The sequence below is a fragment of the Burkholderia sp. YIM B11467 genome (genome assembly GCF_052952715.1).
Genome location: NZ_JBQVSQ010000001.1, coordinates 1,409,911 through 1,428,183 on the forward strand (window position 1 = coordinate 1,409,911; position 18,273 = coordinate 1,428,183).

Here is an 18,273-nt window from a genome sequence, read left to right on the forward strand (position 1 = left end):
GCCGCGTCGCCGCTCGTGCGCGGCCGGCTACGACCCGGCGTCGTCCGCTGCCGACGCAAGCCGCTCGAGACTGTCGCGCACGGCGGCCGCGTCGTAGCGGGCACCCGCGCCGCCGAGTGCAACGGTCGCCTTTTGCGCGAGCGGCAGCAGCATCGCGAGCGCCGCTGCCATAGCCGGCGCGGCGGCGAGCCGCGATTTCGGGCCCGACACCGTCAGCGCGCCGACGCATTCGCCGGCCGCGCCGAACACGGGCACGGAGGCCGACGCCGTCTCGGGGTCGCGCTCGCCGTACGACGCGGCCCACATCTGTTCGCGCACGTCGTCCCAGCGTGCATCCTGCGCGTCGGTGAACGCCAGCAGTACCTTCCCGGATGCGCCCTGGCGAACCGGAAATTCCTCGCCGACGCGAATCGACACGCGCACCGCGCGTGCGGGCTCGACGCGGTAGAGCACCGAGCGCGTGTCGCCCTGGCGCACGTAGAACGACGCGGTTTCCCCGAGTTCGCGGCTCAGCGTCTCGAGCAGCGGCTCGACCACCGGGCCGACCCGGAACGAACGCTGGTACAGCGCGGCGAGCCGCAGCGGCTCGTGTCCGACCGCGTACTGGCCGTCGTCGAGCTTGCGCATGAAGCCGCCATGCTCGAGCGCGGCGAGCAGGCGCAGGATCGTGCTCTTGTACAGCCCCGTGCGGCGCGACAGCTCGGCGAGCGACAGCCGGTCGTCGGTCGGTCCGAATGCACGGAGGATCGCGAACGCGCGATCGAGAACGGCGACGCCGCTGGAGGCTTCGGCCGCCGCATCGGGCCCGTCGTTGGCGTGATCTGCTGGAGTCGTTGGCACTGCCTGCTTCCTTCGAATGATGTGCGGTCGACTATATCGTTCTGTCTGACAGAACTCAAGTTCCAGAAAATCGCGTTTTCACGGGTATACCCCGCTTACCGCTCATTTGGCGTGCGCCTAAAGTTCTATCTAACAGAACTATGTTCTTTTAGATAGAACGATGAGGTGTCGAATGAGCGTTTCCGAATATCCGAAGGTGCTGGTCAGCGAGGTCGGGCCGCGCGATGGCCTGCAGAGCATCCGGACCGTGATGCCGACGGCCGGCAAGCTGCGCTGGATCACCGCGCTGGCCGCGGCCGGCCTGCGCGAGATCGAGGTAGGGTCGTTCGTGCCGGCCAGGCTGTTGCCGCAGATGGCCGATGTATCCGACGTCGTCGCGCATGCGCTGGCGATTCCCGGGCTGCACGTCGCCGCACTCGCGCCGAACCTGCGCGGCGCCGAACACGCGTTCGCGGCGGGCGTGCACAAGTTGACGCTGCCGGTCTCGGTGACGGACGCGCACTCGCTCGCGAACATCCGCAAGACGCCCGCGCAGATGATCGACGAGGTGCGCGCGATCGTCGCGCTGCGCGACGCGCGGTTTCCGTCGATACAGATCGAGGCGGGCGTGTCGGTCGCGTTCGGCTGCACGATCGCGGGCGCCGTCAGCGACGACGAGACGATCGCGATGGCCGTCGCGATGGCCGAGTGCGGTGTCGACGAGATCGGCTTGTCCGATACGAGCGGTTATGCGAACCCGGCACAGGTGCGCCGGCTGTTCGCGCGTCTGCGCCGTGAGGTCGGCGACAAGGCCGGCGGCGCGCATTTTCACAACACGCGCGGGCAAGGGCTCGCGAACGTCGTCGCGGCGCTCGACGCGGGCGTGACGACGATCGACGCGAGCCAGGGCGGCCTCGGCGGTTGTCCGTATGCGCCGGGCGCGACCGGCAACATCGTCACCGAGGATCTCGTGTTCCTGCTCGAATCGATGGGGATCGACACGGGCGTCGACGTCGACGCGCTGCTCGCCGCGCGCGCGATCCTGCACGACGCGCTGCCGTCCGAGGCGCTGTACGGCCATGTACCGGACGCCGGGTTGCCGAAGGGCTTTCGTTATGCGGACGGCCGTTTTCCGACGGCGCCTCAACCGGAAGGCTGCCTGACGGGAGTCGCGCAATGAACGACCGGTTACCTGCTTCGACGCTGCCGTACGAAGGCGTACGCGTGATCGAGATGACGCACATGGTGATGGGCCCGACTTGCGGGATGCTGCTCGCGGATCTCGGCGCGGAAGTCATCAAGATCGAGCCGATCGCGGGCGACAGCACGCGTGCGCTGCGGGGTTCCGGCGCGGGCTTCTTCGGGATGTTCAACCGCAACAAGAAGAGCCTCGCGGTCGACGTGAAGGACCCGCGCGGGCTGGAGATCGTGCTGCGGCTCGTCGCGACGGCCGATGTCTTCAGCGAGAACTTCAAGAGCGGCACGATGGACCGGCTCGGCCTCGGTTATCCCGCGCTGCATTCGCTGAATCCGCGCCTCGTGTACGTATCGCACAAGGGCTTCCTGCCGGGGCCGTACGAGCATCGCACCGCGCTCGACGAAGTCGTGCAGATGATGGGCGGGCTGGCCTACATGACCGGCCCCGAGGGCCGGCCGCTGCGCGCGGGCTCGAGCGTGAACGACATCATGGGCGGCATGTTCGGCGCGATCGGCGCGATGGCGGCGCTCGCGCAGCGCGAGCGCACCGGCCACGGCCAGCAGGTGCAGAGCTCGCTGTTCGAGAACAACGTGTTCCTCGTCGCGCAACACATGATGCAGTTCGCGGTGACGGGGCAGGCCGCGTCGCCGATGCCGAGCCGGATTTCCGCGTGGGCCGTCTACGACGTGTTCGCCGTGAAGGACGGCGAGCAGATCTTTCTCGCGGTGGTGTCGGACACGCAGTGGGCGCTGTTCTGCGATGCCTTCGGCTTTGCGGCGCTGAAGGACGATCCGCGTCTCGCGACCAACAACCTGCGCGTGCAGGCGAGGGAGTGGCTGCTGCCCGCGTTGCGTTCGCGGCTCGCGCCGCATTCGGCCGCGGAGATCGGCGCGATCTTCGAATCGATCGGCTTGCCCTATGCGCCGATCACGAAGCCGCAGGACCTGTTCGACGATCCGCATCTGCTCGCGACCGGTGGCCTCGAAGCCGTGACGCTGCCGGCCGATGCGAGCAGCGCCGGACGTCCGGTCGACACGCGCACCGCGCTGCTGCCGCTGACGCTTGCGGGCGAGCGCCTGCGGCTGCGCTCGGCGCCGCCCGCGCTCGGCCAGGACACACGCGCGCTGCTCGGCGAGCTCGGCTACACGCCGGACGAGGCGCGTGCGCTGATCGACGCCGGTGTCGTCGCGGGGCGGCACGGCGCGGACGACGCGGCGCACGGCGACGGGCCGGGCGGCGCGCCGTCGCCGAACGAAGTGGCGAGCGCGTAGCGCGGTCGCGATCCATCGAACGAACAAAGGCGACCGCGGCGCGCACCGCGCGGACACGGATCGCCGTATCCACGGAGACAACCATGACATCCGCTTCCCCGGCGATGGCCGCCGATCGCGAGACCAACGCGTCGATCGAGCAACGGGCCGTGCGCAAGGCCGCGTGGCGCTTCATCCCGCTGCTCGCGCTCGCGTATTTCTTCAACTATCTGGATCGCACGAGCGTCGGGTTCGCGGCCCTCACGATGAACCGCGATCTCGGGCTGACCGCGACGCAGTTCGGCTGGGGTGCGGGGATCATGTTCGCGGGCTACTGCGTGTTCGAGGTGCCGAGCAATCTCGCGCTGTACCGCTTCGGCGCGCGCCGCTGGCTCGCCCGCATCATGATCACGTGGGGGCTGATGGCGGCCGCGACCGCGCTCGCGACCGGGCCGACGAGTTTCTACGCGATCCGGCTGCTGCTCGGCATCGGCGAGGCCGGCTTCTTTCCGGGCGTGATCTTTTTCCTCGCCGTCTGGTTTCCGGCGAGCTACCGCACGCGCGTGCTGGCATGGTTCACCGTGTCGACGCCGCTGTCGTCGCTGATCGGCGGCCCGCTGTCGACATGGCTGCTGCAGCTCGACGGCGCGCTCGGGCTTGCCGGCTGGAAGTGGATGTTCATCGTCGAAGGGCTGCCCGCGTGCGCACTCGGTTTCTTCGTGCTGAAGCTGTTGTCCGATTCGCCGGCGGATGCCGCGTGGCTGTCGGACGACGAGCGCACCGCGTTGCGCCGTGCGTTCGAGCGCGAAGGCGCGGCCGCCGGCCGGAAGAAGCGCTTCGGCGTCGCGCTGCGCGACGTGCGCGTGTACCTGCTCGCACTGATCTCGTTCGGCTTCACGATGGGTTCGTACGGGATCGGCATCTGGCTGCCGCAGATGCTGAAGGCGCACGGCATGACGACGATGCAGACGGGCTGGCTGTCCGCGGTGCCGTACTTCTTTGCGACGATCGCGCTGCTGTGGTGGGCGAAGCGGGTGGACCGTCGCGGCGGCCCGGTCGTGAACCTCGCCATCGGGCTGTTCATCGGCGCGGTGGCGCTCGGCGTGTCGACGCATTTCCTGACGCTCGGGCCGGCGCTCGTCGGCATCACGCTCGCGCTGATCGGCACGATTGCCGGCCGCACGATCTTCTACACGCTGCCGTCGCGCTTCCTGTCCGGCCAGGCCGCGGCCGGCGGGCTGGCGCTGATCAACTCGATCGGTGCGCTCGGCGGCTTCGCGGGCCCTTATCTCGTCGGTTACCTGAAGGACAGCTTCGGCACCTTTACGGCCGGCATGCTGGGCCTGGCGATCGTGCTGGCGATCACGACGCTGCTCACGCTGTCGCTGTATGCGTTCGACCGGAGCGAGTGACATGGACACGACGATTTCGATCAAGCGGCGCCGGCTGCTCGGCGCGGCCGCCGCGTCGCTCGCGCTGCCCGCGTGCGTCGATACGCACGCGCCGGCCCACGATGGAGCTTCCCGCATGACCACGCAAGGCAACTATCTCGCGGTCCGCCCCGACTGGCTCGCGTCGGGGCTCGAGCCCGCGCTCGAGCCCGACCTGCCGATCGTCGACGCGCATCATCACTTCTATGAACGGCCGGGCTGGATCTACATGCTCGACGATTATCTGCAGGACGCGCGGTCGGGCCACAACATCCAGGCGTCCGTCTACATGCAGGCGCAGACGCGCTATCGCGATGCCGGCCCGGCCGAACTGAAGCCGGTGGGCGAAACGGCCTATGTCGCCGGCGTGACCGAGCCGCTCCAGCATGGCCATCCGGCCGTCGCGAAAGGCATCGTCGGCCACGCGGACCTGCGCCGCGGCGAACGCGTGCGCGACGTGCTGGAAGCGCATCTCGAAGCGGGGCGCGGGCGGTTTCGCGGGGTTCGGCACCTGACCACGTGGGACGCCGATCCGACGCTCGCCAATCCGCTGTCGGCGGTGCCGCGCGGGCTGCTGCTCGATCCCGCGTACCGGGCCGGCGTCGCGCAGCTCGCGCCGCTCGGGCTGTCGTATGACGCGTGGCTGTTCTTTCCGCAATTGCCCGAACTGTTCGATCTCGCGAAGGCCAACCCCGATACGCGGATCATCGTCAATCACTGCGGCGGTGTCGTGCGGATCGCGAGCTATGCGGATCGGCGGCCGGAGGTGTTCGAGCGCTGGTCGGCGTCGATGCGCGCGCTCGCGCGGCTGCCGAACGTGTATGTGAAGGTCGGCGGGCTCGGGATGCGCATCAACGGCTTCGATTTCGACAAGGGCGCGCGGCCGCCGTCGTCCGTGCAGCTCGCCGACGCGTGGAAGCCGTGGATGCTGACCTGCATCGAGGCGTTCGGCGCCGAGCGCTGCATGTTCGAGAGCAATTTCCCGGTCGACAAGGGCTCGTATTCGTATGTGAACGGCTGGAATGCGTTCAAGCGGCTGACCGCGCACGCGAGCCCGGACGAGCGCGACGCGCTGTTCCGGGGCACGGTCACGCGCGCATACCGGCTCGGCTGACGCGTATCGCGACAACAGGCTGGTGCATGCTCACCCCGCTTCCACCAGCGCCGCGAGCTTCGCCAGCGCCATGCGCCAGCCGGTCTCGTTGTCGGCGGCCGGCACGCCGGGCGGCACCCCGTCGTGCACGGCGTCCACGCGCGTGCCGCCGGCTTCGTCGGACAGCGTGATCGTGATCGTCATGGCGCCGCGCAACATAGGATCGTCGGTCTCGAACACGTCGATCTCGACGATCCGCTCGTCCGGCACGAGCGTGACGAAGCGGCCGTGATAGGTATCGGTGTGCGTGGTGGTCTTGCCGGTGCCGGCTGACGGCACGTCGTAGCTCAGCGACACGCGCAGCGCGCCGCCTTCGCGTGCATCGAACGCGTCCACGCGGCACGTCATGCCGTCGGGCACCTTCCATTGCTCGACCGCGTGCGGATCGAGCAGCGCGCGGTAGACGCGCCCGCGCGGGGCGTTCAGGTGCCGGCTGACCCGGGTCGAATGCGTGTGCGTGTGCAACATGTCGCCTCCCGCGGAGCGCGCGCGACGGTGCACGCCGGATGCCGGCGTGTCGTCGCGCTTCCTTCAGGAATCGTAGGCGCGGGCGGCGCGGCACGCAATGACCGCGCGAGCGCACTCGCCCGCGTTCAGCGCAGCGCGGCCGCGAACGCGTCCAGCTGCGTGATGCAGGTGTTCCAGCCCTCGAAGAAGCCGAGCGCTTCGTGGCGCTCGCGCGTCGCGGCATCCGGATGCATCACGCGCGCCTCGTAGCGGCTGCCCGCTTCGTCGTCGGCCATCGTGATGATCGCCGTGAAGCCCATCCACGGCACCTGCGGCCGCCAGCCGCCGGCGAGCATCGACGTGAACGCGATGCGCGACTCCGGCACGATTTCGACGAAGCAGCCGGGATTGTCGCTGGTGCCGCCATCGGGGCCGCGCATGAACGTGTGGAAAGCGCCGCCCGGCCGCAGGTCGAACGCGCGCACTTCGGTGGTCCACGGTTTCGGGCACCACCATTCCTTCAATAGCTCGGGGTCGGTCCAGGCACGCCACAGCGCGTGGCGCGGCGCGCGCAGCGTGCGCGTGATGACGAGATCGTGGGCTTCAGCGGGTTCGACGTGGCTTGCTGACATCTTGGACCTCCTGGTGACGGCGTTCGACGAATTCGACGAGACGATCGGATCGCGCTTCCCACAGCGCGCGCTGCGCGGCGAGCCATTGCTCGGCCTCCGTCAGCCGGCTGCCGACCAGCGCGCAGGTGCGCGAGCGGCCGGTTTTGCGGGTCTGGACGAGGCCGCTGCGCTCGAGTACCGCGACATGCTTCATGAACGACGGCAGCGCCATGTCGAACGGCGCGGCCAGCGCGGAGACGGTCCGCTCGCCCTGGCCGAGCGCGCTGACGATCGCGCAGCGCGTCGGATCGGCGAGTGCGTGGAAGACGTCGCTGATGCCGGGTTGAAAGTTAGCCATGTGGCTAAGTATAGGCGATGCAACGGGAATTTTCGTCGCGTACGATGATGGGGCGGCAACACGCGCCGACCGGGCGCCGCGTTGCCGAAAGCCTGCCGCCGTCGCGTGAGCCGCGACGATCGGCCGGTGTTCCTTTTGATCCGGGCGTACGCCGCGCTCACGCGGTGCGGCACGCCTGACTACCGGAGATGGCATGACCGAACCCGTTACCGTCCGCCGCGTCGGCGCGAGCGACGCGAGCGCCTGCGTCGACGCGCTGGCCGATGTGCTGATCGACTGCGTCGAGGGCGGCGCATCCGTCAGTTTCATGTTGCCGATCGAGCGCTCGACCGCCGTTGCGTTCTGGACGCGCGTGACCGAGGGCGTCCGGAACGGCGAGCGCATCCTGCTCGTCGCCGAGGACACGGCCGGCCGGATCGTCGGCACCGTGCAGGTCGTGACCTCGCAGCCCGAGAACCAGCCGCATCGCGCCGATATCGCAAAGATGCTCGTGTCGCGGCACGCGCGCCGGCAGGGCGTCGCCGCGCAGCTGATGGCGGCGGCCGACGCGGCCGCGCGCGACGCCGGCAAGACCGTGCTCGTGCTCGACACCGTGACGGGCGGCGACGCCGAGCGGCTTTACGAGCGGGCCGGCTGGCAGCGCGTCGGCGTCGTGCCGAACTTTGCGCTGATGCCCGACGGCGCGTTCTGCGCGACGACGTTCTTCCACAAGCAGCTCGCATAGCGGCGGGCGTCATGCATCCCGTCACCCCGGCGCTCCTGTTCGCCACGCTCGCGGCCGGTGTCGTTGCGCTGCTCGCTCCGGTGTTGCTGGCGGCTGCGTGGCGACGCCGCACGCAGGTGCCGTTGCGCGTGTTCTGCTGCGGGATGCTGACGTTCTTCGTGTTCCAGCCGGTGTTGCGCCTGTCGTGGCAGGCGCCGCTGTTCCACTGGCTCGGGACCGACCCGCGCTGGCATCTGCCGATGCTCGTGTTCGCGGCGTTGACCGCAGGGCTCTTCGAGGAATGCGGGCGTTGGGTCGCATTCCGGTATCTGCTGCCGAAGCGGCGCGACGCGCAGACGGCCGTGATGCTCGGGCTCGGGCACGGCGGGCTGGAGGCGATGCTGCTCGTCGGCGTCGGGTTTCTCGCGATCGGCACGGGCTACCTGCTCGCGCACGCGGGCGTCGTCGTGCCTGCCGGCGTGCAGTCGCTGATCGGGTCGCAGTTCACGGGCATGACGCTCGCGTCGCCGTTTCTCGCGCTGCTCGAACGCGCGAGCGCACTGGCCGCGCATGTCGGGTTGTCGCTGATCGTGCTGCAGGCGTTCGTGCGCGGCACGAAGCGCTGGCTCGTGTATGCGATCGCGTTCCATTTCCTGTTCGACCTCGCCGCGGTGCTGCTGTCGCGGTATTGGCACGTTGATACCGTGCTGATCGAGGCGATCCTGTGCGCGTGCAGCGCTGCGCTCCTGTGGTTTGGCATTCGCCGGAGCCGCTGGGGGACGGGTGCCGGCGGCACGCGCCCGGAGCACGCCGCGTGACGCGTGTCGCCCGTTTCAGCCAGGCGCGGCGGAGTTCGGCCGCCGGATGGCCGGCCGTTCTCCCGCGCGCCACCGGTTGGCGAGGCTGACGCCCATGCTGGCCGTGACGATCGCGATGCCGGCGAGCGCCGGGACGGCTCCCCGATCGCGATGAGCGCCAGCAGGCGGCCGGAAAGAAAAGCAGGGCCGGGCGCGTCGCCGGTCCGATATATTCACGCAGGAAGACTCAACCGAACGCCACGGAACCGCCGCCTCGATGAAACGCTCCCACGTCGCTTTCGCCCTCACGGGGCTGCTCGTCGCGCTGCCGATTGCCGCGTATGCGCTCGTCAAGCCGTTGCGCGTCGTCGCGCCCGCACTGATCCCCGGCGTGTCCTGCCCGAGCGCCGACATCTGCACGGACGATGCCGCGAAGCTCGGCGACGCGCAGCAGCTCTATCGTGACGGCTATGCGCGCGCGGCGGCGGCCGTCGGCGCGTTCCGCGACGCGCCGCGCGTCGTGTTCTGCTCGACGCGCGCGTGCGCCGACGCATTCGGCCTCGGCACGCGCGCGGCGCTGACGCTCGGGAATTTCGGCGTGGTCATCGCGCCGCGCGGCTGGCAGACCTACTTTCTCGCGCATGAACTGATCCATCACCGCCAGGCGGAAGTGCTCGGCAACCTGGCCGTCGTGACCAAGCCGCGCTGGCTGATCGAAGGGATGGCGTATTCGCTCAGCGAAGATCCGCGCCATCCGCTGACCGAGCCGTTCGAAGCGTGGCGCACGCGTTTCGACACGTGGCATGCGGCGCTGGGCGGGCAGCCGCTGTGGGAGGGCGCGCGGGCGGTCGACTAGCGCGGCAACGGCGACGCGCCACCGCGCGCACCGTTACGCCGGCGCGACCGGGTCGGCGCGTGCGCCGGTCAGCGTATCCCGCCCCGCGTCGAGGATCTCGTCGGCCAGCGCGGGATCGGTGCCGGCGATCGCGCGCGACAACACCAGCGCGCCGACCATCTGGCTGAAGACCGCGAGCGCATCGCGACGCGTCTGCGCCGGCGTCGCGCCGTCCGTGGCCACCATCCGCTCCAGCCGGTCGAGATACGTGGCGACGCCGTGCGCGTAGCACGCGCGCGCCGCATCGGTCAGTCGCGGCGCGTCGCCCGCGAAGCCCGACAGCGGGCACCCGGCCTCGACGTTGTCGCGATGCGAGGCCGACAGATAGGACGCCACCTGCGCGGCGACACTGCCGGCGTTCGGCGAATCCGCGCGGTCCTGCATCGCCTTTTCCATCACCGCGGCGACCAGCGCGTCTTTCGACTTGAAGTGGTTGTAGAAGCCGCCCTGCGTGAAGCCGGCTTCCTTCATCAGCTCCGTCAACCCCACGGCGTCGACGCCGCGCACGCGAAACAACCGCTCGGCGGCCGCGACGATCGCGCTCCGGTTCTCGGCAGCCTGCTGTCTTGACACGCCCATCGATCCCTCCCTGATTCTGCTGATCGCGTCGATTGAAAAACACAATGTCGATCACCATTGACATGGTCGAACTGCGCGAACACAATGCACCGCAAAGACAATGGTGATCGACATTGATATCCAGTGTAGCCGACTTGGCGGGCAGTGCGAAGCGACTGCCGGAGCACGGATGGAAATCGGTCGGCGTCTTTGGCGCCGCGGGGAGGCGGGCAGTGGACGGCTCACCGCCCGCCACCGGGGCGCGACGGTTCGATACGCAATGCAATGGCAGCCTGTTTTTTCACCGGATTTCACGCGCGCGGCGAGCCGGCGCGCATGCGATTCATCATGCGAAAGGAAGGATCATGAAGATCGAAGGTGCAGTCGTTTTCGTGACGGGCGCGAACCGCGGGCTCGGGCTCGAATTCGCGAAGCAGGCGCTCGCAAGAGGGGCGCGGAAGGTCTATGCGGCGGCGCGCGATCCGGCCACCGTGACGCTGCCGGGCGTCGTGCCCGTGAAGCTCGACGTGACCGATCCGGCGGCCGTCGCCGCGGCGGCCGACGCGGCGCGCGACGTCACGCTGCTGATCAACAACGCAGGCATCGCGCGGCTCGGCAGCCTGACGGACGACGGCGCGCCCGACGCGTTGCGCGATCACCTGGAAACCAACGTATTCGGGATGCTGGCGATGTCGCGGGCGTTTGCCGGAATCCTCGCCGGCCATGGCGGCGGTGCGATCCTGAACATCCTGTCCGTCGCGAGCTGGGTGAACCGGCCGATCCTGGCGGGCTACGGCGTGTCGAAATCGGCCGCGTGGGCGCTGACCAACGGGCTGCGCCATTCGTTGCGCGAGCAGCACACGCAAGTCGTCGGGCTGCATGCCGGTTTCATCGATACCGACCTGACACGCGGCCTCGACGTGCCGAAGGCCACGCCAGACGACGTCGTGCGCCAGGCCTACGATGCGATCGAAGCGGGTGCGGAGGAAGTGTCGACCGACGAATTCACGCGTCACGTGAAAGCCACGCTGTCGTCGGGCGTCTATCTGGAAGAACCGGCGCCGCGCTGACGCCGCCGGGAACCTCGGCCCGCCGCCCGCGCGGTGCGCGCGGCGGGCCGTGCCGTCAGGCCGTGGTGTCGATGATGCCCGGGATCTTCACGTCCGGGTTCACGTCCGCGTCGTAGTCGACGCCGGCGATCTCGAAACCGAACAGCCGCAGGAAGTCGGTCTTGTAGCCGGCGAAGTCGGTCAGCTCGTACAGGTTCTCGTTCGTCACGTGATCCCACTGCGCGACGACCTTCCCCTGCACCTGCGGATCGAGTTCCTTGTAGTCCGCGCGCAGGCGGCCTTCTTCGTCGACGTGCGGCGTCGCGCCGTACAGGCTGTCCTTGAGGAGCCCGTACACCTGCTCGATGCAGCCTTCGTGCGTGCCGGTTTCCTTCATCACCTTGAACAGCAGCGACAGGTAGAGCGGCATCATCGGGATCGCCGAGCTCGCCTGCGTGACGACGGCCTTCAGCACCGACACGCGGGCATCGCCGCCGTGCGCGGCCAGCTTGTCGCGGATCGACAGCACCTTCTTGTCGAGATCCTTCTTCGCTTCGCCGATCGAGCCGTTCCAGTAGATGTCGTGCGTGATCTGCTCGCCGAGATACGTGAACGCGGTCGTTTTCGCACCGTCGGCCAGCACGCCGGCTTCAGCCAGCGCGTCGATCCACATCTGCCAGTCCTCGCCGCCCATCACGGCGACGGTGCCGTCGATCTCTTCCTGCGTCGCCGGTTCGAGCGCGACGTCGCGGATCACTTCCTTGTCGGTGTCGAGGCCGCGGAACGTGACCGCCTTGCCGATCGGCTTGAGCGTCGAGCTGATGGTTTCGCCCGTCTTCGGATGCGTGCGGCGCGGTGCCGCGAGGCTGTAGACGACGAGATCGACCTTGCCGAGATCCTGCTTGATGGTGTCGATCGTGACCTGCTTGACCTTGTCGGAGAATGCGTCGCCGTTGATGCTGCGCGCATAGAGCCCCTTTTCCGCCGCGAATTTCTCGAACGCGGCGCTGTTGTACCAGCCGGCCGTGCCGGGTTTCGATTCGCTGCCGGCGCGCTCGAAGAACACGCCGAGCGTGTCCGCGCCCGAGCCGAACGCGGCCGAGATTCGGGCGGCGAGGCCGTAGCCGGTCGACGCGCCGATCACGAGCACCTTTTTCGGGCCGTTGGCGATCGGGCCGTGCGAAGTCACGTAGTCGATCTGTTCCTTGACGTTGGCTTCGCAGCCGACGGGATGAGTCGTCACGCAGATGAAGCCACGCACGCGCGGTTTGATGATCATGGAAACCCTCTGGTCAGAAAGGCAGAAACAGCCTGAAATCGGAAAATTCCCGCGCATTGTAAAGGAAGCGGCCGATCGCGGGCGGGCACGGCCGGAAGGTGCCGGATCGTCCGGTTATTTCTCTCTTGACAGAAATAACTGAAATAACTAAATTTCTGGACATGGAACTCACACCGATTGCCGAACGATTCATTCTCCACTGGGGCGAAATGGGCTCGCGGTGGGGCGTCAACCGAACCGTCTCGCAGATTCACGCGCTGCTCTATCTGGCCGGCCGGCCGATCGCGGCCGACGAGATCGCCGAGACGCTCAACGTCGCGCGCTCCAACGTCAGCACGAGCCTGAAGGAGCTGCAGGCGTGGCGGCTCGCGAAAGTCGTGCATGTGCTGGGCGACCGCCGCGACCATTTCGAGACGTCGACCGACATCTGGGAACTGTTCAAGCTGATCGTCGAAGGGCGGCGGCAGCGCGAGATCGAACCGACGCTCACGGTGTTGCGCGATTGCCTGACGAGCCCCGAGATCGCCAACGAGAGCCGCGAGACCGAACAGCGCATCCGCGACACGCTGCAGTTCGTCGAAACGCTCACGACCTGGTCGGACGAGATGCTGCGGCTCAAGCCCGATACGCTGATGAAGGCGCTCGGTATCGGCGCGAAGATCAGTCAGACGGTCAGGCGCAAGTCGTCGAAGTAAGCGGGACACGGAATGCGGGCAGGCAGCCCGCTTTTTTCGGGGTTGTTATTTCTGTCAGTACAGAAATAACTGTAAAGAGAGGATGAAAATGAACGCAGTCTTGCCGTCGACCGGCCAGGGCGGCCGCACCGGGGAACGCAGCATGACCGTCCTCGTGTGCGGTGCGAACGGCTTCATCGGGCGGGCGGTGTGCACGCAGCTCGAAGCCGGCGGCCATCGCGTGCTGCGCGGCGTGCGTCATGCGGCCGGCCCGCGCGACATCGCGATCGATTTCGCGAAGGACGTCGATCCCGAATCGTGGCGCGCGCGGCTGGATGGCGTCGACGTGGTGATCAACGCGGTCGGCATCCTCGCCGATCAACGCGGCGCGACGCTCGACGCCGTGCATCGCACGGCGCCGTGCGCGCTCTTCACCGCGTGCTGCCGTGCGCGCGTGCGGCGCGTGATCCAGATTTCGGCACTCGGTGTCGAGCGCAGTGATACGCGCTACTTCGCAAGCAAGTACGCGGCCGATCGTTTCCTGCAGACGCTGCCGATCGATTCGCGGATCGTGCGTCCCGCGCTCGTCTACGGCGCGTCGGGCACGTCGGCGCGGTTTTTCCGGATGCTCGCGAGCCTGCCCGTGCATGTCCTGCCGGCGGGCGGCCATCAGCGGCTGCGCCCCGTGCACGTCGACGATCTCGCGGAACTGGTCGCGCGGCTCGTCGATTCGCCGGCGGCCGGCAGCCCGGTGATCGATGTGGTCGGCAGCGACGAAGTCGAATACCGCGGGATGCTGGCTCGCTATCGCGCCGCGCTGGGGTTTGCGCCGGCTACCGGCGTGACGCTGCCGGGCCCGCTGGCCGGCGCGGCGGCGGTGCTGCTCGGCGCGCTGCCGGGCGCGATATTCACGCGCGACACGTGGACGATGCTGCGCGGCGGGAACACCGGCGATCCGGCGGCCGCCACGGCCGTGCTCGGCCGGCCGCCGCGCGGCATCGACGGTTTCATCGGCGCGGACGCCGCCCGGCTGCGCAGCGATGCGCTCGCGATGTGGCGGCGCCCGTTGCTGCTGGGCGCACTCGCGATCGTCTGGATCTGGACGGCCATCGCCAGCGCGTTCATCCATCCGCTGGACGCGAGCCTCGCGCTGCTCGCTCCCGCGCACCTGACGGGGCTGCCTGCGCTGATCGCGCTCTACGCGGCGAGCGCGCTGGACTTCGCATTCGGCATCGCGACCGTCGTCGCGCCGTCGCGTCGCCTGTGGCTCGCACAAGCCGCGCTGATCGTCGCGTACTCGGCCGTCATCGCGGTCACGATGCCCGGCCTGCTGGCCGAACCGTTCGGCCCCGTGCTCAAGAACGTGCCGATTCTCGCGGTCCTGTTGATCCTGTTTTCAGAAGAAGAACACGCATGAACACCTATCTCGTCATCAAGGCGCTGCATATCCTGTCCTCGGTGCTGCTGGTCGGCACGGGGTTCGGCACCGCGTTCTACCTGTTCTTCGCGAACCGCACGCGGTCGGTGCCCGCGATCGCGGCCGTGTCGCGGCTCGTGGTGCGCGCGGACTGGTGGTTCACGACGCCGGCCGTGATCTTCCAGCCGGCATCCGGGCTGTGGCTCGCTCACACGGCCGGCTGGCCGTGGCATACGCCGTGGCTCTTCGCGTCGATCGTGCTGTATGCGATCGCCGGCGCGTGCTGGCTGCCGGTCGTGTGGCTGCAGATCGAGCTCGCCGCGATGGCGAAGCTCGCGCATGCGAACGGCGCCGCCGCGTTGCCGGAGCGGTACTGGCGCTATGCGAAGCGCTGGGAACTGCTCGGTTATCCGGCGTTCTTCGCGATGCTGTCCGTCTACTTTCTGATGGTGCTCAAGCCGATGTAAGCGCCTCGCCGCCGCGCGGGAGCGGCGTGCGGTACATCCGAAAGCAGTCGACCGATCGATTCATGATGCTTGAGATAAAAAGAAGGAGTGCAAATCATGAACACAAGTGAACTGGTGCTGTACTTCGACGGGCGGTGTCCGTTATGCGTCGCGGAAATGCAGCGTCTCGAGGCCTGGAATACGCGACACCAGCTGGCTTTCGTCGATATCGCCGAGCCGGGTTTCGATCCCGCGCCGCTGGGGGCCGACCTGCGCGCGCTGAACCGCGAACTGCATGCGCGGCTGCCTGACGGACGCTTGCTGACCGGCGTGGACAGCATCTTCGCCGCCTATACGCTGGTCGGGCGCAGCTGGCTCGTGTGGCCGCTGCGCGTGCCGGTCATGCGCGATGCGCTGGCGCCGCTGTATCGATGCGTCGCACGCAACCGGCATGCCGTTTCGCGCTGGCTTGGCTATCACGCCGAAGCGCATTGCGACGGGCAGGCGTGCGGCATCGGCACGGCCGCCGAAAGCACGGCGGCGGATCGCCCCGCGCACGACAACGCGCGTCGCATCGTCGTGAGCTGGATGTACGGCGCGGCGATCGTGCATCTGCTTGTCGGCGTGGCCGTTCCGTGGATCGCCGGCGCGTCGTTTGCCGACGCGTATCACCGCGCGATCGAGCTGCATTTCTGGGCCGGCGCGGCGCCCGAACCGGCGCGCGCCCAGCAGATCTGGTGGATGTCGCTGATCGGCGCGACGGTGCAGTGCGCGTCGGTCTGGATGCTGGCGCTCGTCCACCTCGGCAACCGGCTGCGCACGCGCGAAGTATGGGGATGGCTGCTGGCCGGCCTGTTGATCTGGGCGCCGCAGGACCTGCTGTTTTCATTTCAGGCCCGTGTATGGGGCCACGTGGCGATCGACGCGGCCGCACTTGTCGCGATGGTTCCGCCGCTTGTCTGGCTGTGGAGGAGGGATACCGTATGAACACCTTGCCTGCCTTCAATTGGGCGCTCAACCTGCTGATCGTGCAGGGCGCGATGGGCGCATTCGATACGCTCTATCACCACGAACTCACGCAGGACCTGCCGCACAGTCCGCGCGCGCGGCTCGAACTGGCGATTCATGCGGTGCGTTCCGTGCTTTACGGTCTCGTGTTCGCGTCGATCGCGAACGTCGCCTTTCACGGCGCATGGGTCGCGGCCATCGCGGCGGTGGTGCTCGTCGAAGTGGTACTGACGTTGTGGGACTTTGTCGTCGAGGACCAAAGCCGCAAGCTGCCGGCGACCGAGCGCGTGCTGCACACGCTGCTGGCCGTCAATGGTGGCGCGCTGTTCGGGATGCTCGCGATGCAGTTGGTCGTCTGGGCGCACGAGCCGACCGGGCTGCATGCGATCGACCTCGGCTGGCGCGGCTGGCTGCTCAGCCTGTTTGCCGTCGGCGTGACGGTGTCGGGTCTCCGCGACGGGATGGCCGCCTGCCGTATCGCGCGACGCGTTCCGGTCGCCAATCCGTTCGCGGGGCAGCCGCCCGGTAGCGTGCTCGTCACCGGCGGCACGGGCTTCATCGGCGAAACCCTCGTGAACCAGTTGCTCGATACGGGGCATGTGGTCACGCTGCTGGCGCGCGATCCGCTGCGCGCGGCCTACCAGTTTCACGGCCGCGTGCGCAGCGTGACGTCCGTCGAACAGTTGCAGCCGCACGAGCGTTTCGACACGGTGATCAATCTTGCGGGTGCACCGGTGCTGGGCCCGCGCTGGAGCAAGCGCCGTCGCGCACTGCTGCTCGCCAGCCGCGTCGGCGTCACGCATTCGCTGATGCGCTGGGTCGAGACTGCCGACGTCAAGCCGCGCACGTGGATCCAGGCCTCCGCGATCGGCTACTACGGCGTGCGTCCGGCCGACGAACGGCTCGACGAGGGCAGCCGCGCCGGCACCGGCTTCATGTCCGAGCTGTGCCGGCAGTGGGAGCTGTCCGCGCAGCCTCTCGAGCGTCATGGGGTGCGCTCGGTGGTGCTGCGGCTGGGCGTCGTGTTCGGCCCCGGCGGCGCGTTGCGCCCGATGCTGCTGCCGCATTACTTCGGGATGGGCGGACGATTCGGCGACGGCGCGCAGGTGATGAGCTGGATTCACCGGGACGACGTGCTGCGGATCATCGCGCGCGCGATGTCGAACCCGGGCATGTGCGGCGTCTATAACGCGGTGGCGCCCGGTGCAATAACCCAGCACGAGTTCGTGCAGGTCGTGACGAAGGTGCTGCGCCGTCCCGCATGGCTGCACGTGCCGGCCGCGCCGCTGCGCGTCGCGATGGGCGAGATGGCCGAGCTGCTGCTGGACGGGCAGCGCGTGATGCCCGCGCGGCTGCATCAGGACGGATTCATGTTCCGGTTCCCGACGGCGGAGCATGCGCTGCGCGACCTGACGCATCGGCCGCATGGCGATTTTGCGCACCCGGCCTGTCGCTTGCCCGGCAGTCGTGTATAAATTCGACGTGAACGCGTCCGGGACGTTTCGTGCGACCCGGGCGCTCCGCATCCGACCTCACAAGGAGACTGCATGCTGCACATCCTCGGCAAGATTCCGTCCATCAACGTTCGCAAGGTGCTGTGGCTGTGCACCGAGCTGAACCTGCCGTTCGAACAGGAAGACTGGGGCGCGGGCTTTCGTACGACCAACGATCCGGCCTATCTCGCGCTGAATCCGAACGCGCTCGTGCCCGTCATCAAGGACGACGATTTCGTGCTCTGGGAATCGAACACGATCATCCGCTACCTCGCGAACCGCTATGGCGACGACGCGCTCTATCCGGCCGAGCCGCGGGCGCGCGCACGGGTCGATCAATGGATCGACTGGCAGGGCGCGGACCTGAACCGTTCGTGGATCGGCGCGTTCCTCGGCCTCGTGCGGAAATCGCCCGATCATCAGGATCCGGCGACGATCGCGCAGTCGATCGCGGGCTGGACGAAGCACATGCGCGTGCTGAATGCGCATCTCGAATCGACCGGTGCGTTCGTGGCCGGCGACAGCTTCACGCTCGCCGACATTCCGATCGGCCTGTCGGTGAACCGCTGGTTCGGCACGCCGTTCGAGCATCCGGATTTCCCGGCGGTGTCGCGCTATATCGAACGCCTTGCGACGCGCGAAGGCTTCAAGACCTACGCGGGCAGCGCGAATCCGTGATGCATCGCAG

21 protein-coding genes are annotated in these 18,273 nt (G+C 68.3%); 15 read left to right on the forward strand and 6 right to left on the reverse strand.

Annotated elements, in window-relative coordinates; genetic code table 11:
* Window positions 1–27: 27 nt before the first annotated feature.
* A complete protein-coding gene (locus ACTRWB_RS06415) occupies window positions 28–840 on the reverse strand; it encodes an IclR family transcriptional regulator (RefSeq protein ID WP_446901294.1) in 813 nt (270 codons plus the stop codon).
* Window positions 841–1,012: 172 nt separating this feature from the next.
* On the opposite strand from ACTRWB_RS06415, the gene ACTRWB_RS06420 reads away from it, so the two are divergent.
* The 4 genes from ACTRWB_RS06420 (at window position 1,013) to ACTRWB_RS06435 (ending at window position 5,811) form a co-directional block, all read left to right on the forward strand.
* Window positions 1,013–1,999 carry a hydroxymethylglutaryl-CoA lyase gene (locus ACTRWB_RS06420; protein ID WP_446901295.1) on the forward strand — a complete coding sequence of 329 codons (987 nt, stop codon included), beginning with the start codon at window positions 1,013–1,015 and terminating at the stop codon, window positions 1,997–1,999.
* The gene (locus ACTRWB_RS06425) at window positions 1,996–3,288 is read left to right on the forward strand and encodes a CaiB/BaiF CoA transferase family protein (protein ID WP_419688364.1); all 1,293 of its coding nucleotides are present in this window, start codon (window positions 1,996–1,998) and stop codon (window positions 3,286–3,288) included. Before ACTRWB_RS06420 ends, ACTRWB_RS06425 begins: the two co-directional genes overlap by 4 nt.
* 83 nt (window positions 3,289–3,371) lie before the next feature.
* On the forward strand, window positions 3,372–4,679 hold the full coding sequence (locus ACTRWB_RS06430; RefSeq protein WP_446901296.1) for an MFS transporter: 1,308 nt from the start codon (window positions 3,372–3,374) through the stop codon (window positions 4,677–4,679).
* Between the two features lies 1 nt (window position 4,680).
* Entirely contained in the window at window positions 4,681–5,811 is a 1,131-nt protein-coding gene (locus ACTRWB_RS06435) for an amidohydrolase family protein (protein WP_446901297.1), read from the forward strand.
* Window positions 5,812–5,841: 30 nt separating this feature from the next.
* Here ACTRWB_RS06435 and ACTRWB_RS06440 read toward each other — a convergent pair whose 3' ends face one another.
* From ACTRWB_RS06440 to ACTRWB_RS06450, 3 genes are all read right to left on the reverse strand, one after another.
* Entirely contained in the window at window positions 5,842–6,318 is a 477-nt protein-coding gene (locus ACTRWB_RS06440) for an SRPBCC family protein (RefSeq protein WP_047902268.1), read from the reverse strand.
* 125 nt (window positions 6,319–6,443) lie between these two features.
* The gene (locus ACTRWB_RS06445; protein WP_129515942.1) at window positions 6,444–6,929 is read right to left on the reverse strand and encodes an SRPBCC family protein; all 486 of its coding nucleotides are present in this window, start codon (window positions 6,927–6,929) and stop codon (window positions 6,444–6,446) included.
* Window positions 6,901–7,266 carry an ArsR/SmtB family transcription factor gene (locus tag ACTRWB_RS06450; RefSeq protein ID WP_129515941.1) on the reverse strand — a complete coding sequence of 122 codons (366 nt, stop codon included), beginning with the start codon at window positions 7,264–7,266 and terminating at the stop codon, window positions 6,901–6,903. The genes ACTRWB_RS06445 and ACTRWB_RS06450 overlap by 29 nt, the downstream gene beginning before the upstream one ends.
* Before the next feature lie 193 nt (window positions 7,267–7,459).
* On the opposite strand from ACTRWB_RS06450, the gene ACTRWB_RS06455 reads away from it, so the two are divergent.
* From ACTRWB_RS06455 to ACTRWB_RS06465, 3 genes are all read left to right on the forward strand, one after another.
* On the forward strand, window positions 7,460–7,990 hold the full coding sequence (locus ACTRWB_RS06455) for an N-acetyltransferase family protein (protein WP_446901298.1): 531 nt from the start codon (window positions 7,460–7,462) through the stop codon (window positions 7,988–7,990).
* Between the two features lie 11 nt (window positions 7,991–8,001).
* Window positions 8,002–8,787: a YhfC family intramembrane metalloprotease gene (locus tag ACTRWB_RS06460; protein ID WP_446901299.1), complete on the forward strand. Its 786-nt coding sequence runs from the start codon at window positions 8,002–8,004 to the stop codon at window positions 8,785–8,787.
* Window positions 8,788–9,043: 256 nt separating this feature from the next.
* Window positions 9,044–9,622, forward strand: coding sequence for a hypothetical protein (locus tag ACTRWB_RS06465; protein ID WP_446901300.1), 579 nt, complete (start codon window positions 9,044–9,046; stop codon window positions 9,620–9,622).
* Between the two features lie 33 nt (window positions 9,623–9,655).
* On the opposite strand, the gene ACTRWB_RS06470 is transcribed toward ACTRWB_RS06465, so the two are convergent.
* Window positions 9,656–10,240 carry a TetR/AcrR family transcriptional regulator gene (locus tag ACTRWB_RS06470; RefSeq protein ID WP_446901301.1) on the reverse strand — a complete coding sequence of 195 codons (585 nt, stop codon included), beginning with the start codon at window positions 10,238–10,240 and terminating at the stop codon, window positions 9,656–9,658.
* A 344-nt stretch (window positions 10,241–10,584) separates the two neighbouring features.
* Between ACTRWB_RS06470 and ACTRWB_RS06475 the strand changes: the two genes are divergently transcribed.
* The gene (locus tag ACTRWB_RS06475) at window positions 10,585–11,289 is read left to right on the forward strand and encodes an SDR family oxidoreductase (protein ID WP_446901302.1); all 705 of its coding nucleotides are present in this window, start codon (window positions 10,585–10,587) and stop codon (window positions 11,287–11,289) included.
* A gap of 55 nt (window positions 11,290–11,344) precedes the next feature.
* On the opposite strand, the gene fabV is transcribed toward ACTRWB_RS06475, so the two are convergent.
* Window positions 11,345–12,547 carry an enoyl-ACP reductase FabV gene (fabV, locus tag ACTRWB_RS06480; RefSeq protein WP_129515934.1) on the reverse strand — a complete coding sequence of 401 codons (1,203 nt, stop codon included), beginning with the start codon at window positions 12,545–12,547 and terminating at the stop codon, window positions 11,345–11,347.
* Here fabV and ACTRWB_RS06485 point away from each other — a divergent pair.
* From ACTRWB_RS06485 to ACTRWB_RS06515, 7 genes are all read left to right on the forward strand, one after another.
* Complete coding sequence (locus tag ACTRWB_RS06485) at window positions 12,546–12,689, forward strand: hypothetical protein (protein ID WP_446901303.1); 144 nt, start codon at window positions 12,546–12,548, stop codon at window positions 12,687–12,689. The genes fabV and ACTRWB_RS06485 overlap by 2 nt on opposite strands.
* Window positions 12,690–12,708: 19 nt before the next feature.
* Complete coding sequence (locus ACTRWB_RS06490; RefSeq protein ID WP_048245976.1) at window positions 12,709–13,242, forward strand: GbsR/MarR family transcriptional regulator; 534 nt, start codon at window positions 12,709–12,711, stop codon at window positions 13,240–13,242.
* 88 nt (window positions 13,243–13,330) lie between these two features.
* Window positions 13,331–14,638 (forward strand): SDR family oxidoreductase, encoded by a 1,308-nt coding sequence (locus tag ACTRWB_RS06495; protein WP_446901304.1) that lies wholly within the window; start codon window positions 13,331–13,333, stop codon window positions 14,636–14,638.
* Entirely contained in the window at window positions 14,635–15,105 is a 471-nt protein-coding gene (locus ACTRWB_RS06500) for a DUF2269 family protein (protein ID WP_129515932.1), read from the forward strand. The genes ACTRWB_RS06495 and ACTRWB_RS06500 overlap by 4 nt, the downstream gene beginning before the upstream one ends.
* A gap of 96 nt (window positions 15,106–15,201) precedes the next feature.
* Window positions 15,202–16,071, forward strand: a complete 870-nt coding sequence (locus ACTRWB_RS06505) for a thiol-disulfide oxidoreductase DCC family protein (RefSeq protein ID WP_446901305.1) — start codon at window positions 15,202–15,204, stop codon at window positions 16,069–16,071.
* Window positions 16,068–17,567, forward strand: a complete 1,500-nt coding sequence (locus ACTRWB_RS06510) for a TIGR01777 family oxidoreductase (RefSeq protein WP_446901306.1) — start codon at window positions 16,068–16,070, stop codon at window positions 17,565–17,567. The genes ACTRWB_RS06505 and ACTRWB_RS06510 overlap by 4 nt, the downstream gene beginning before the upstream one ends.
* Window positions 17,568–17,639: 72 nt before the next feature.
* Complete coding sequence (locus tag ACTRWB_RS06515) at window positions 17,640–18,263, forward strand: glutathione S-transferase family protein (protein ID WP_048245968.1); 624 nt, start codon at window positions 17,640–17,642, stop codon at window positions 18,261–18,263.
* The last annotated feature ends 10 nt before the right edge of the window (window positions 18,264–18,273 follow it).